Genomic DNA, 14,160 nt, shown 5'->3' on the forward strand with positions numbered 1-14,160 from the left:
GCTAGAGTTCCGGCGCGTGCCAGCGCCGGACCAGCCGCAGCACTAGCACGAAGAACACCGGCACGAAGACCAGCGCCAGGGTGGCGCTGAGCATGCCGCCGATCACCCCGGTGCCCACCGCCTGCTGGCTCGCCGAGCTGGCACCGGTGGCCAGGGCCAGGGGCACCACACCGAGAATGAAGGCCAGCGAAGTCATGACGATGGGTCGCAGGCGTAGCCGGGCGGCGCGACAGGTGGCCTGGTACAGGTCCAGGCCGCCATCGTGCAGGCGCTTGGCGAATTCGATGAGCAGGATGGCGTTCTTCGCCGTGAGACCGATCACCGTGATCAGGCCGACCTTGAAGAAGACATCGTTGGGCATCCCCCTCAGGGTCACCGCCAGCACCGCGCCGAGTACGCCCAGGGGCACCACCAGCAATACCGCGGTGGGAATCGACCAGCTTTCATAGAGCGCCGCCAGACAGAGGAACACCACCAGCAGTGACAGCCCCAGCAGCACCGGTGCCTGGCCGGCGGAGAGGCGTTCCTGCAGCGACAGCGCCGTCCATTCCAGGGCGAAACCACGCGGCAACTCGGCAGTCAGGCGCTCCAGTTCGGCCATGGCCTCGCCGGTGGTGTGACCGGGCAGCGGTTCGCCGGACAGGCTGATGGCGGGATAGCCGTTGTAGCGCGACAGCTGCGCCGGGCCCTGGGTCCAGTCGGCGTTGACGAAGGCGGACAGCGGCACCATGCGGCCGCGCTCGTTGCGTACCTCCAGGCGCAGCAGGTCGTCCACCTGGCTGCGGCTGCCCAGCTCGGCCTGCACGATCACCTGCTGCATCCGGCCGCGATTGGGGAAGTCGTTGACATAGCTTGAGCCCAGGGCAGTGCCCAGGGTCTCGCCGAGGGCGGCGAAGCCTACCCCCAGGGCGGCGGCCTGGCGGCGATCCACCACTAGCTGCACCTGGGCGCTGTCGGCCAGGGCGGTCTCCCGCACGTAGGCGATGATCGGATTGCCCGCCAGCCGGGCCTGCAACTCATCCCGCGCCGCCTTGAGCGCCGCCTGGCCGCGATTGGACCTGTCCTGCAGGCGCACCTCGAAACCGCTGGAAGTGCCCAGGCCTTCCACCGGTGGCGGCAGCACGGCGAAACCCTGGGCTTCGCTCTCGCCGGCCAGGGCGGCGTTGGCGCGTTCGGCGATGGCCGCGGCGGAGTCGGTCGGGCCGCGGGCGGACCAGTCCTTGAGGGTGGTGAAGGCCAGGGCGGCGTTCTGGCCGCTGCCGGAAAAGCTGAAGCCGAGCAGCACGAGGTCGTTGGCCACCCCGGGTTCGGCGGCGTAATGGCGTTCCAGTCGCTCGAGCACCTTGAGGGTGCGCTCCTGGGTGGCGCCGGGCGGCAGCTGGATGTCGGTGATCAGATAGCCTTGGTCCTCGGTAGGCAGAAAGGCGCCGGGCAGGCGGCCATAGAGCGCCACCAGGGCCACCAGCAGGACGGCGAACAGCAGGAGATTGGGCAGCAGCCGGCGGATGGCGCGGGCCACCCAGCCTTCGAAGCCGGCGGTCAGCCGCTCGAAGCCCCGGTTGAAGGCGCCAAAGAAGCCGCCGCGGGCATGGGTACCTTGGGGAATCGGCTTGAGCAGGGTGGCGCACAGCGCCGGGGTCAGACTCAGGGCGAGAAAGGCGGAAAGGAGGATGGCCACCGCCATGGATGCCGAGAATTGACGATAGATGACGCCCACCGAGCCGCTCATGAAGGCCATGGGCACGAAGACCGCGGTGAGCACCAGGGTGATGCCGACGATGGCGCCGGAGATCTCGCCCATAGCCTTGCGGGTGGCGGCGCGCGGATCCAGTCCCTCCGTGGCCATGAGCCGCTCGACGTTCTCCACCACCACGATGGCGTCATCCACCAGGATGCCGATGGCCAGCACCATGCCGAACAGGGTCAGCACATTGATTGAATACCCTAGCGCCAGGAGCACGGCGCAGGTGCCCAACAGTGCCACCGGCACCACCAGGGTCGGGATCAGGGTGTAGCGCAGATTCTGCAGGAACAGGTACATCACCGCGAACACCAGCGCCATGGCCTCCAGCAGGGTATGGATGACCTGGGTGATGGAGATCTCGACGAAGGGCGCCGTGTCGTAGGGGATGTCGTATTTCATGCCCGGCGGAAAGTACCGGGACAGCTCGGCCAGCTTGGCGCGCACCGCCTTGGCGGTGGCCAGGGCGTTGGCGGTGGGTGCCAGCTGCACCCCGACCGCCACCGAAGGCTTGCCGTCCAGCCGCGTGCCGAAGTTGTAGCTCTGGCTGCCCACCTCGACCCGGGCCACGTCGCCCAGGGTCACGCTGGAGCCATCGGCCCCGGCACGCAGCAGGATGCCGGCGAACTCCGCCGGGTCGCTCAACTGGCCCTTGATCAATACCGGCGCGCTCAGCTCCTGGCCGGCGGGGGCGGGCAACTCGCCAAGGCTGCCGGCCGCCACCTGGACGTTCTGCTCGGCGATGGCGCGGGTCACGTCCGCCGGGGTCAGACCGACCGCCACCAGGCGACTGGGATCGAGCCAGACGCGCAGGGCGTGCTCGGCGCCGAACAGCTGGGCCTTGCCCACGCCGTCCAGGCGGCGCAGCTCGTTGACCACGTTGCGCGCCAGATAGTCGCTCAGGGCGGTGGTGTCGAGGCGCTCATCGGTGGCGGTAAGGGTGACGAACAGCAGATAGCCGGCGGAGGTCTCCTCGATCTGGATGCCCTGCTGGGTGACCGCACGCGGCAGGCGCGGCTCCACCACCTTGAGGCGATTCTGGATGTCCACCTTGGCCAGCTCCGGATCGGTGCCGGGCTGGAAGGTCACGGTCAGGGTGGCGCTGCCCTGGCTGCTGCTGGAGGAAAAGTAGAGCAGATGGTTGACGCCATTGAGCTCCTGCTCGACCAGGCTGACCACGCTCTCGTCCAGGGTCTGCGGCGAGGCGCCCGGATAGCTCAGGGTCAGCTCGATCTGCGGCGGTGCCACGTTGGGATACTGGGCCACCGGCAACTGCGGCAGGGCCAGCAGGCCGGCGAGCAGGATGAACAGCGCCACCACCCAGGCGAACACCGGGCGGTCGATGAAGAAGCTGGCCATCAGCGCACCTCCGCCGCGGTGGCCTGGGCTTCTTCAGGCTCCACCACCAGGCCCGGCTGCGCCTGTTGCAGGCCGGAGAGCAACACCCGCTCACCGGCGGCGAGACCGGACTCCACCACCCAGCGCCCTTCGACTACCGGGCCCAGACGCACCTCGCGCAGGGCCACCCGGTTTTCGGCGTCCACCACCCAGACCTGGGCCCCACCATCGACGCTGCGCTGCACCGCCCGCTGCGCCACGCTCAGGCCCCGGTCGAGGCGCGCCTGCTCCAGGCGCACCCGCACGAAGCTGCCCGGCAGGAGGTCGTGCCGCGGATTGGGAAACTGGCTGCGCAGGGTGATCTGCCCGGTGCTGGCGTCCACCGCCAGATCGGCGAACAGCAGGCGGCCGCTCTCGGGATAGGGGCTGCCGTCCTCCTGCAACAGGGTCACCCGGGCCTGATCCGGCGCCACCTGCTGCAGACGACCGTCCCGCAGCGCATCGCGCAGGGTCTTGAGCTGGCGGGTCGACTGGGTGACATCGGCATGGATGGGGTCCAGTTGCTGGATGATCGCCAGGGGCGTGGCATCGCCCTGGCCGACCAGGGCGCCTTCGGTGACCAGGGCCTTACCGATGCGCCCGGCGATGGGCGCTTTGACCGTGGCATAGCCCAGGTTCAGTCGCGCCCGCTTGAGCGCTGCCCGGGCCGCTGCCACCTCGGCCTGTGCCTGCAGGCTGGCACCGCGGGCGTTGTCCTGCTCCTGGCGACTGATCGCCTCGCTCTCCACCAGCGCCGCATAGCGCTCGGCCAGCCGCTGCGCCTGGAAGGCGCTGGCCTCGGCCTTGCGCAGGGCGGCCGCGGCGCTGTCCACCTCGGCCTGCAGCGGCGCCGGATCGATACGGAACAGCACCTCGCCGGCCTTGACCTCGCTGCCCTCGCGAAACACCCGCTGCAGCACGATGCCGGCGACCCGTGCCCGCACCTCGGCGCTCCGTGGCGCCACCAGGCGGCCACTGAGTTCGCTGGCGATGGCCAGGGGCGTCGGTTGCAGTGTCTCCACCTGCACCCTGGGCGCGGGCGGGGCGGCGGCGTCCGGGGCCGGACGGTCGCAGGCGGCGAGCAGCAGGCAGAGCAGCACGAGGCTGCCGAGGGCAGGGCGGGACAGGGACATCGAGGCTTCCTCCAGGAGAGCGCCATGGTAGGCGTCTCGCTCAAGCCACCCTGTAAACGTCTGTAGGTCTCTTGTGAAAGAGTGTTAAGCCGTGCGCCCGCCCGCCCGGGGCTCGGCTATGCTCGGCACTTGCCCGCCACGAAGACCTGCCGTGATCCCCTTGCTCATCGTCGAAGACGACACCGCCCTGGCCGAGCTCATCGCCACCTACCTGGGTCGCCAGGGCTATGCCGTGACGGTGATCGGTCGCGGCGACGAAGCCCTGGCCGCGGTGCAGCGACTGCGCCCACAGCTGGTGGTGCTCGACGTCATGCTGCCCGGGCTGGACGGCCTGCAGGTCTGTCGCCAGCTGCGCGCGACCCAGCCGAGCCTGCCGATCCTGATGCTCACCGCCCTGGACGACAGCCACGACCAGGTGCTGGGGCTGGAGATCGGCGCCGACGACTACGTCAGCAAGCCCTGCGAACCGCGGGTGCTGCTGGCACGCATCCGCACCCTGCTGCGCCGCTGCCAGCTGGTCGAGGCGCCTGCCGATGACCGTCTGACGATCGGTCAGCTGCAACTGCTGCCGGGCGAGCGTCAGGTCTGGTGGCGCGACCAGCTGGTGGAGGTGTCGTCCACCGAATTCAACCTGCTGGCGATCCTCATGCGCCATGCCGGCGAGGTACTCAGTCGCGACCAACTGATCCAGCAATTGCGCGGCATCGAATTCAACGGCGTCGACCGTTCGGTGGACGTGGCCATCTCCAAGCTGCGCCGGCGTTTCGAGGAGCATCCCGGCGAAGCCCGGCGGATCAAGACCGTCTGGGGCAAGGGTTATCTGCTCTCCCGGGCCGAGTGGGACTAGTGTGGTGTCTCAGAAGTTAACTGCACAATTTTGGCGGCGCTTTTTGATTCTGAGCGTCGTTGCCCCTCCTCGCCATAGCCCTGCTATGACTCGTCGCGGCGCCTAGCCCATAAGCAAAAATCACTCGCCAATTCTTGCGCGAACTTCTGAGGCACCACACTTGATGCTCAAGATCCTCGTCCGCCTCTACCTCATCCTGCTGGTGACCTACGGTGCCGCCAGCTACCTGGTGCCCGAGGCGCTGATCAGGGTGTTCGACGAACGTTACAGCCGCTACGCCCTGGAGCAGTTGCACGGCCCGCTCAGCCTGGCGCAGCGCGCCTTCGTCACCACGCCGCCGGAGCGCTGGCCGGCGGTGCAGCAGGAACTGGCCACGGATCTGGCGCCCATCACCCTGCGCCTGGTCGCGCTCGAGGATCCGGTCTTCACCGTTGCCGAGCGCAGGGCGCTCGAAGCCGGCGAGCGGCAGGTGCGCCTGGGCGACTATGGCGAGCCCAGCGCGGCCCTGGTGCCGCTGCCGGCGGCTCAGGTGCTCTGGGTCGGCATCCCCGAGGCGCCCACCGACATCGCCCTGACCTACTGGGCCATGAACGCCCTGATCGGCGCCGCGCTGCTGGTCTGTCTCTACGTCTGGCTGAGACCGCACTGGCGTGACCTGGAACGGCTGCGGCGTACCGCGGCGCGCCTGGGCAAGGGCCATCTGGGCGAACGCACCGCCATCTCGCCGCGCTCGGACATCGGCGAGGTAGCGCGGGCCTTCGATGACATGGCCCAGGAGCTGGAGGCGCTGATCGTCCAGCAGCGCGACCTGCTCAACGCCGTCTCCCATGAATTGCGCACACCGCTGTCACGCCTGGAGTTCGGCCTGGCGCTGCTGCAGGCCGATCCGCTGCCGGCCGAGACCCAGCGGCAGCTGGAGCAACTGGTGCGTCACGTTCGCGAACTGGATGCCCTGGTCGACGAATTGCTGTCCTTCGCCCGCCTGCAGAGCAGCCAGCAGCCGCCCGAACGCCTGAATCTGGAACTCGAGGCCTTTCTCGACAGCGTGCTGGCCGACTTCGCCGAGGAGCAGGAGCGCCGCGGACTCGAGGTGCACCTGGACGTGACGCAGGCGCCCAGGCGAGTGGAGCTGGCGCCTCGCCTCACCGCCCGTGCCCTGCAGAATCTGCTCGGCAACGCCCTGCGCTATGGCCAGCGCGAGGTCTGGGTAACGGTCCGCGGCGACGGCGAAGAGCTGCTGATCGCTGTCGAGGACGACGGCGAAGGCATTCCCGCGGTGGAGCGCGAACGGGTCTTCGAGCCCTTCTACCGGCTGGATCGCAGTCGCGACCGCGCCACCGGCGGCTTCGGCCTGGGCCTGGCCATCAGCCGTCGCGCAGTGGCAAACCAGGGTGGCCGCCTGGACCTGAGCACCGGCGCTGGGTGTGGCGCCCGGTTCGAGATCCGCCTGCCGCTGCAGCCGCGCCTGGGGCTCGCCTGAGGCCGCCGCGGCCCCTACACTTGGCGCCCCCGCCCGTTTCGGAATCGTCATGGCAGAGCCCTTCGACCGCCAGCCGCTGCAACCCCTGCTCGACCGTATCGCCGCCGCCGCGCCGCGCCATTTCGGCGAAGGCGCGGTGGCCGACTACATCCCGGCCCTGGCCGAAGTGGCACCGGATCAGTTCGGCATCGCCGTCTGCGACGTCAAGGGCCAGGTCTGGCGCGCCGGGGCGGCCGACACGGCCTTTTCCATCCAGTCCATCTCCAAGGTACTCAACCTGGTGATCGCCATGCAGCGCCTGGACGAGCCGGACATCTGGACCCGCGTCGGCCGCGAGCCCTCCGGCCATGCCTTCAATTCCATGGCGCAGCTGGAAGAAGAGAAGGGCGTGCCACGCAATCCCTTCATCAACGCCGGCGCCGTGCAGGTCTGCGAACTGCTGGTGTCGCGCATCATGTCGATCCACTGGATGATGCGCGAGCAGGCGCGGCGCCTGGCCGGCAATCCGGCGATCAACTTCGACGACCGCGTGGCCCGCTCGGAGATGGACCACAAGGCGCGCAACGCCGCCCTGGCCTATCTGATGAAGGCCTACGGTAATTTCCATAGCGAGGTCGATGACGTCCTCGACGTCTATTTCCACGGCTGCGCCCTGGCGATGAGTTGCGTCGACGTGGCCCGCGCCTTCGCCTTTCTCGCCAACGGCGGGGTCAATCCCCAGGATGGCCAGGCCGTGGTGACGCCCCAGCAGACCCGCCAGCTCAACGCCCTGCTGCTGACCTGCGGCCTCTACGATGCGGCGGGCGACTTCGCCTGGCGCGTCGGCCTGCCGGGCAAGAGCGGGGTAGGGGGTGGCATCGTCGCCATCGTGCCCGGGCAGATGAGCATCTGCGTCTGGTCGCCCCGGCTGGACAGCTACGGCAACTCGGTCGCCGGCCTGCGCGCCCTGGAGACCCTGGTGGAAGGGCTGGGCGTGGCGCCGCTGGGCTAAGAAGCTATTCACGATCTGCTGCGCGTTGGCCAAACGGCGTTGAAAAGCCCCTGGAAGGCCAGCCCCGCCGGAATGCGCATTTACGACGAGTAAACTCGAGCGCGAGCCCGGTCCGCTTCCTCAGGCCTTTTCGCGGGGCCGCCTAGGCCTTGTTTGGCTCTAGCTCGCGAGATCGTGAACAGCTTCTAATAGGCCATGGATAGACTGAGGGTCACCTGGGGCACCACGCCGTCGGTCTCGCCCTCCGGACCGCTCAGGTCGCGCAGGGCGCCGTCGCGATAGAGCGCCAGGGCTTCGGCGCGAGCGCTCCAGCGCGTCTCGCCCCAGCGAAAGGGCTGTTCCAGGGCCAGGCCGGTGCGCGCATAGAGGCGGTCGCCGGAGTCCGCTCCATAGAAGCCGTTCCAGCCCACCCCCAGGGCGCTGGGGAAGCTCAGACGCAGGCCGCTGGCCGAGAGATCCAGGCCTGGTTCCAGGCTGCCCTGGGTGTAGAGACCGCTGTCACCCTGGGTGCGGGTGGTCACCGCAAGTCCCGGGCGCCAGGCACCCAGGCCCGTATCGGCCTGGTAGGCCAGGGTCAGGCTGGCCTCTTGCGTGGTGGCGGCGACGTCGTTGGGGCTGCTTTTGACCGTGTAGACGAAGCCGACCCTCAGACCCTCGGCCGGTGACACCACCAGGCCCACCAGGTTGTTGCTCTCGTACCAGCGCCGCGGGCTGACCCGTTCCTCGCTGGACGGGCTGTGCAGGCCGTTGCTGCTGCTGAACACCAGCCAGGCATCGGCTACGCCGTCGCTTCCCTGGTGCAGATCCAGCGCGAAGCCCGCCTGCAGGTGCAAGGGGATGCGGTCGAGGCTGGCTGCGTCGTCATCGTAGTTGCCGCGGGAGAAGTCGCCGTTGCGCACGTCCAAGCCCAGTTGCGGATGGAAGCGCCCGGAGTTTTCGCTGACCTCCACGCTGCCCAGGGCGGCGTCTTCGCTTTCGATGGAGGGCACGCTGCGCGGCGCGGCGGTGGCCGTCAGAGCCAGACCACCTGCCAGCAGGCAGACGCAACGCAGGGGCGAAAAGAATGGCATGGCAGGTGACTCCGGGGGCGCTCCGGGCGTGGCGCCATGAGCTATCGGACCGAGCCGTCGCAGAGCGGGTTCCGAGGCCCTAGAGCACCGGCGAAAACACCCGCGCCACCCGCATGGCCACCCGCCGCCAGCGGCGCAGGGCGGTGTTGTCCTCGGGGGTGAGTTCGCGGGAGCGACTGAAGTCCTGTTCCAGCATCTTACGCACCTCCCAGGCGAAGGCGACGTCCATCACCATCACCATGACCTCGAAGTTGAGGCGGAAGGAGCGGTTGTCCAGGTTGGCGCTGCCCACCGCGGCCACGTCCTCATCGATCAGCACCACCTTCTGGTGCAGGAAGCCCGGTCCGTAGCGGAACACCCGCACCCCGGCATGCACCGCTTCGAAGGCATAGAGGTAGGAGGCGGCATAGACCACCTTGTGGTCCGGTCGCGAGGGCAGCAGGATGCGCACGTCGACCCCGCGCAGGGCAGCCAGGCGCAGCGCGGCCGAAACGGCTTCGTCAGGGATGAAATAGGGCGTGGTGATCCAGACCCGGTGGCGCGCCGAGTGGATGGCCTCGACAAAGAACAGCGAGCAGGTCTCCTGGTCGTCCGCCGGCCCGCTGGGTACCACCTGGCAGAGCACACCGCCCTCTTCGTAGCGTTCCGGCAGCAGCAGGGTGGGCAGCCGCCGGGTGACCCAGTACCAGTCCTGGGCGAAGGTCTCCTGCAGGGTGGCCAGGGCCGGGCCGCGCATTTCCAGGTGGGTATCGCGCCAGGGCGCCAGGGGCGGCTTGAGGCCCATGTATTCGTCACCGACGTTGAGCCCGCCGGTAAAGCCCACCTCGCCATCGACGATGACGATCTTGCGGTGATTGCGGAAGTTGACCTGGAAACGGTTGATCAGCCCGCGTCTGTTGCTGAAGCCCTTCACCTCGCAACCGGCCTCGCGCAGCTTTTCCACATAGGCGCGCGGCAGGGCATGGCTGCCGATGGCGTCGTACAGCAGAAAGACCTGGACCCCGGCGCGGGCCCGGTCGAGCAGGGTGTTCTGCAGGGCCAGGCCGAGGGCGTCGTCGTGGATGATGAAGAACTGCACCAGCACCACCTTCTGTGCACCGCGGATGGCCGTGAGGATGGCGGCGAAGGTTTCCTCGCCGTTGATCAGCAGGCGCACCTGATTGTTGGCGACGCAGGGGGTACCGGTGAGGGCGGTCATGGCCCTGAGCTTGCGATTGGCCGCGCTGCACTGCTGGGCGGCCATGGCCTCGGCGATCCAGGGCCGCCAGTCCAGCTCGGCGGCCTGCCGCGCCATCTCCTCGTCGGCCTGGCGCCGCGCCTTCACATAGCTGTCGAAGCGCCGCCGGCCAAAGACCAGATAGGGGATCAGGCTGAGGAAGGGCATGAACACCAGCGCCATGGCCCAGGCCATGGCGCCCTGGGCGGTACGCACCGTGATGATGGCGTGGATCGCCGCGCTGATGCCGATCAGTTCGAGGACCAGGGCGATGTAGTGGAGATCGAGGGGCAGGGAAGGCACGCGGGCAGCTCTCGCTCCGGGGTGGATGTCAGAGAGGTTGGACCGCCCTGAGCACCACGAATTTCGGGGTGGCCGCGATCTGTTCGACGCGTCTGAACAGCCGCTTGAGTTTGGCGTGGTAACCCAGGTGGCGATTGCCCACCAGCCAGAGTTCGCCCTGCTCGGTCAGCGCCGCTCGCGCCTGCTGGAACATGCGCCAGGCGAGGAAGTCACCCACCACCTGCTGCTGGTGGAACGGCGGGTTGCAGAGGATCAGGTCCAGCGACCGCGGCGGCTGGTCGGCCAGGCCGTCGGCCGCGCGGATCGCCACCGGCCGGTCGCCGAAGGCCGCGGTCCAGTTCTCCCGTGCCGACTGCACCGCCATGTAGGACTCATCCACCAGGGTGAATTGCGCCTCCGGATTGGCCAGGCCACAGGCCAGTGCCAGCACGCCGTTGCCGCAACCGAGATCGGCTATCCGGGCCTGGCCCAGTTGCTGAGGCAGGTGCGGGAGGAAGGCACGGGTGCCGATATCCAGACCCTCGCGGCAAAAGACGTTGGCGTGGTTGACCAGGGTCAGCGGCGGTGCATCCAGGCGATAACCAGTCGGGTAGGGCGAGGTCACCGCTGGTCGCGCCTCGGGCGTGGCGGTCAGCAGCCGCGCCTTCTTCACCGCCAGCGACGCCTGCACCGGGCCGATATGCCGCTCCAGCAGGTCGCCGGCGGCGCGGGGCAGGTGCTTGAGCATGCCGGCGGCGATCACCCGCGCACCGGGCGCCAGCTGGCCGTGCAGGCGGATCAGTTGTTCCTCCAGCAACGCCAGGGTCTTGGGCACCCGTATCAGCACCAGATCGAAGGGACCGCCGGTCGCCTCGCTGGCCGGGACGAAGGTCACCGCCTCGGCGGCAAGGCCGTTGCGCGCCAGGTTGGCTACCAGCGCCAGGGCCGCCAGGTGCGAGTCGCCACTGGAGGTCACCCGGGCATGAGTGGCGAGGCTGGCGGCCAGGGCGCCGAAGCCGTCGTTGAGCACCAGCACCCGGGCGGCGGGGTCCAGGCCATCCTCCGCGACCTGTTGCAGCAGGTATTCGTCGGCGGCGTCGAAGGCCTGCAGGGGATCGTCGCGGCGTGGTGGCTGGCGGTCGAGTTCTAGGGTGGCGAAGGGCGAGACGAGAGAAGGCATGGTTTCTGTCGGTGTTTATCGGCGGCTCACTGCGGGACAATGGCGCCAGGCAATCGGGAAAAAGAGGCCAGTATGACCGCCACCGAAGACAAGTTCACCCGCGAGACGATCACCGCCGTCTGGCCCTGGAGCGATAACCTCTTCAGCCTGAGGACCACCCGCGACCCGCGCTATCGCTTTCGCGCCGGCCAGTTCGCCCGGCTGGGCGTGCGCAAGGCCGATGGCGACATCGTCTGGCGGGCCTACTCCATGGTCTCGGCACCCCACGACGACTTCCTCGAATTCTTTTCCATCGTGGTGCCGGGCGGCGCCTTCACCAGCGAGCTGAGCCGCCTGCGCGAGGGCGACGAACTGCTGGTGGAAAAGCAGCCCTACGGCTATCTCACCCTGGAGAGATTCGGCGGCGGTCGCGACCTCTGGCTGCTGGCCACCGGCACCGGTCTGGCGCCCTTCCTGTCGATGCTGCAGGAACCCGACACCTGGGAGCGCTTCGAGCGCATCGTGCTGGTCTACAGCGTGCGCGAAGCCCGCGACCTGGCCTACCAGGCCGTCATCCGCGGTTACGGCGAGGTGGAACACCTCGAAGGCCTCACCGACCGCCTGGTCTATGTACCCGTGGTCACTCGCGAGGAGCATCCCGGCGCCCTGCGTGGCCGCATCACCACCCTGATCGAGAACGGCGAGCTGGAACGCGCCGCTGGCGTCGAACTCTCGCCCGAGCACTCGCGCATCCTCATCTGCGGCAATCCGGAGATGGTCGACGACACCCGCCAGTTGCTCAAGACCCGCGATCTGCAGCTGGCCCTGAGTCGCCGACCCGGCCAGGTGGCGGTGGAGAACTACTGGTAGATAGGGTGCGGTGTTTCAGAAGTCACTGCACAATTTTGACGGCGATTTTTGCGTGTACTTCTAAAACACCACACCCGGCGCACCGGCGTCTTTACGTTTTCTTCACAATTGGAAAAGGTTGGGCCTTTAGTTTTGGGCCCGCCTTGCTCTAGGATCGGAATTTCCAAGGCTACCTTTCGAGTTCCGATGAGCAGTGACAGATCCGAGCCGCCCCCGGCCCCTGTGCCAGGTGCGGCTGACACCCCCTCCCGCCTTATCCCCTCCGTGGCCGTTCGGCCCCTTCAGACGGAGGTCCGCTGCTGATGGAATGGATCGCCGATCCCACCGCCTGGTTGGGACTGCTTACCCTGATCGTCCTGGAAATCGTCCTGGGCATCGACAACCTGGTCTTCATCGCCATCCTCGCCGACAAGCTGCCGCCCGCGCAGCGTGACAGGGCGCGGGTGATCGGCCTGTCGCTGGCGCTGATCATGCGCCTGGGCCTGCTGGCCAGCATTTCCTGGATGGTGACCCTCACCGAACCGCTGTTCGAGGTCTTCGGCAAGGCCTTCTCCGGTCGTGACCTCATCATGCTGTTCGGCGGTATCTTCCTGCTGTTCAAGGCCACCACCGAGTTGCACGAACGGATCGAGGGCCATACCCACAAGACCGGGGGCAATCGCGCCTACGCGGCCTTCTGGCCGGTGGTCGCGCAGATCGTGGTGCTCGACGCCGTGTTCTCGCTGGACGCCGTCATCACCGCCGTGGGCATGGTCGAGCACCTGAGCGTGATGATGATCGCCGTGATCATCTCCATCGGTCTGATGCTGGTGGCGAGCAAGCCGCTGACCGCCTTCGTCAACGCCCACCCCACGGTGATCATGCTGTGCCTGGGCTTCCTGATGATGATCGGTCTGAGCCTGACCGCCGAAGGCCTGGGCTTCCACATTCCCAAGGGCTATCTCTATGCCGCCATCGGCTTCTCGATCCTCATCGAGCTGGCCAACCAGGTGGTGCGCTGGAAGCGCAAGCGCCAGTTGCACGAGCGCCTCGGCATGCGCGAGCGGACCTCCCAGGCCGTGCTGCGCCTGCTGGGCGGTCGCCTGCGCGAAGACGAGGTGGACGAGGACATCGCCGAGTTGATGGACGGCGAGAAGGGCGAAGGCCCGATCTTCGATCGCCGCGAGCGGCTGATGATCAGTGGTGTGCTGCAACTGGGCGAGCGCCCGGTGCGCACGGTGATGACCGCCCGCGCCGACGTCGACATCCTCGATGCCGATGCCGCCCCGGAGCGCCTGCGCGAGCAGTTGCTGGCCTCGGCCCACTCGCGCCTGCCGCTGGTGGTCAACGGCAATATCGATGAACCCCTGGGCTACGTGCACAAGAAGGAGTTGTTCACCGACATCCTGCAGGGGCAGACCCCCGACCTGCGCAATCGCGTACGTACACCCATCCATCTGCCGGCCCAGGCCTCGGTGCTCAGCGCCCTGGAGCAACTGCGTGCGGCCTCGACCCACGTGGCCTTTGTGGTCAACGAGTTCGGCGGCTTCGAAGGCTTGCTGACCCTGACCGACATTCTCGAGGCCATCGCCGGCGAACTGCCGGATGCCAGCGAGGACAGCCTGCCGGAGCTGGAAAAGGTGGAAAACGGCTATCGCGCCAGCGGTGGCCTGACGCTGCATCCACTGGCGCAGCGCACCGGCTTCCAGATCGCCGAAAACGAGGACTACCAAACTCTCGGCGGCCTGGTGGTGGACCTGCTGGGGCGCCTGCCGGTGGCCGGCGATCGCCTGGAATACCAGGGCTGGCAGCTGACGGTGGAGTCGGTCAAGGATCGGCGGATCGGCTGGATCCGCCTGGAGCGACCCGCCTCCTAGCGAGGCGGGCGTTGTGTAAGCCTGTTCAAAGGCTGCGAGCTAGAGTCAAACAAGGCGAAAATGGCTGAGGAAGCGGAGTTTACAAGTCGTAAATGAGCATTCCGACCGGGCTGGCGACCCAGGCCATTTTCAACGCAG

General features: G+C 68.0%; 10 protein-coding genes. 5 read left to right on the forward strand and 5 right to left on the reverse strand.

The features are described from left to right. Position 1: 1 nt before the first annotated feature. Positions 2 to 3,100, reverse strand: a complete 3,099-nt coding sequence (locus tag QE444_RS06410; protein WP_309737568.1) for a multidrug efflux RND transporter permease subunit — start codon at positions 3,098 to 3,100, stop codon at positions 2 to 4. Then, positions 3,100 to 4,251, reverse strand: coding sequence for an efflux RND transporter periplasmic adaptor subunit (locus QE444_RS06415; RefSeq protein ID WP_309737569.1), 1,152 nt, complete (start codon positions 4,249 to 4,251; stop codon positions 3,100 to 3,102). Before QE444_RS06415 ends, QE444_RS06410 begins: the two co-directional genes overlap by 1 nt. Positions 4,252 to 4,369: 118 nt before the next feature. Here QE444_RS06415 and QE444_RS06420 point away from each other — a divergent pair, with 118 nt between their 5' ends. The 3 genes from QE444_RS06420 (at position 4,370) to glsB (ending at position 7,569) form a co-directional block, all read left to right on the forward strand. Further along, positions 4,370 to 5,098 (forward strand): response regulator transcription factor, encoded by a 729-nt coding sequence (locus QE444_RS06420; RefSeq protein WP_252977271.1) that lies wholly within the window; start codon positions 4,370 to 4,372, stop codon positions 5,096 to 5,098. A 163-nt stretch (positions 5,099 to 5,261) separates the two neighbouring features. Beyond that, complete coding sequence (locus QE444_RS06425) at positions 5,262 to 6,578, forward strand: ATP-binding protein (RefSeq protein WP_273863147.1); 1,317 nt, start codon at positions 5,262 to 5,264, stop codon at positions 6,576 to 6,578. Between the two features lie 76 nt (positions 6,579 to 6,654). Then, positions 6,655 to 7,569, forward strand: coding sequence for a glutaminase B (gene glsB / locus QE444_RS06430; RefSeq protein ID WP_405046462.1), 915 nt, complete (start codon positions 6,655 to 6,657; stop codon positions 7,567 to 7,569). A 185-nt stretch (positions 7,570 to 7,754) separates the two neighbouring features. Here glsB and QE444_RS06435 read toward each other — a convergent pair whose 3' ends face one another. The 3 genes from QE444_RS06435 to QE444_RS06445 form a co-directional block, all read right to left on the reverse strand. Next, positions 7,755 to 8,639 carry a hypothetical protein gene (locus QE444_RS06435; RefSeq protein ID WP_309737571.1) on the reverse strand — a complete coding sequence of 295 codons (885 nt, stop codon included), beginning with the start codon at positions 8,637 to 8,639 and terminating at the stop codon, positions 7,755 to 7,757. A gap of 79 nt (positions 8,640 to 8,718) precedes the next feature. Then, entirely contained in the window at positions 8,719 to 10,158 is a 1,440-nt protein-coding gene (gene cls, locus QE444_RS06440) for a cardiolipin synthase (protein ID WP_309737572.1), read from the reverse strand. Positions 10,159 to 10,186: 28 nt separating this feature from the next. Further along, positions 10,187 to 11,317 (reverse strand): class I SAM-dependent methyltransferase, encoded by a 1,131-nt coding sequence (locus QE444_RS06445; protein WP_280310859.1) that lies wholly within the window; start codon positions 11,315 to 11,317, stop codon positions 10,187 to 10,189. A 72-nt stretch (positions 11,318 to 11,389) separates the two neighbouring features. Between QE444_RS06445 and QE444_RS06450 the strand changes: the two genes are divergently transcribed. Then, positions 11,390 to 12,166, forward strand: coding sequence for a ferredoxin--NADP reductase (locus QE444_RS06450; protein WP_187981164.1), 777 nt, complete (start codon positions 11,390 to 11,392; stop codon positions 12,164 to 12,166). Between the two features lie 302 nt (positions 12,167 to 12,468). After that, entirely contained in the window at positions 12,469 to 14,022 is a 1,554-nt protein-coding gene (locus QE444_RS06455; RefSeq protein WP_187981165.1) for a TerC family protein, read from the forward strand. The last annotated feature ends 138 nt before the right edge of the window (positions 14,023 to 14,160 follow it).

The organism is Pseudomonas sp. SORGH_AS_0199, from assembly GCF_031453735.1.
In the GTDB taxonomy this organism is placed as follows: Bacteria; Pseudomonadota; Gammaproteobacteria; order Pseudomonadales; family Pseudomonadaceae; genus Chryseomonas; species Chryseomonas aestiva.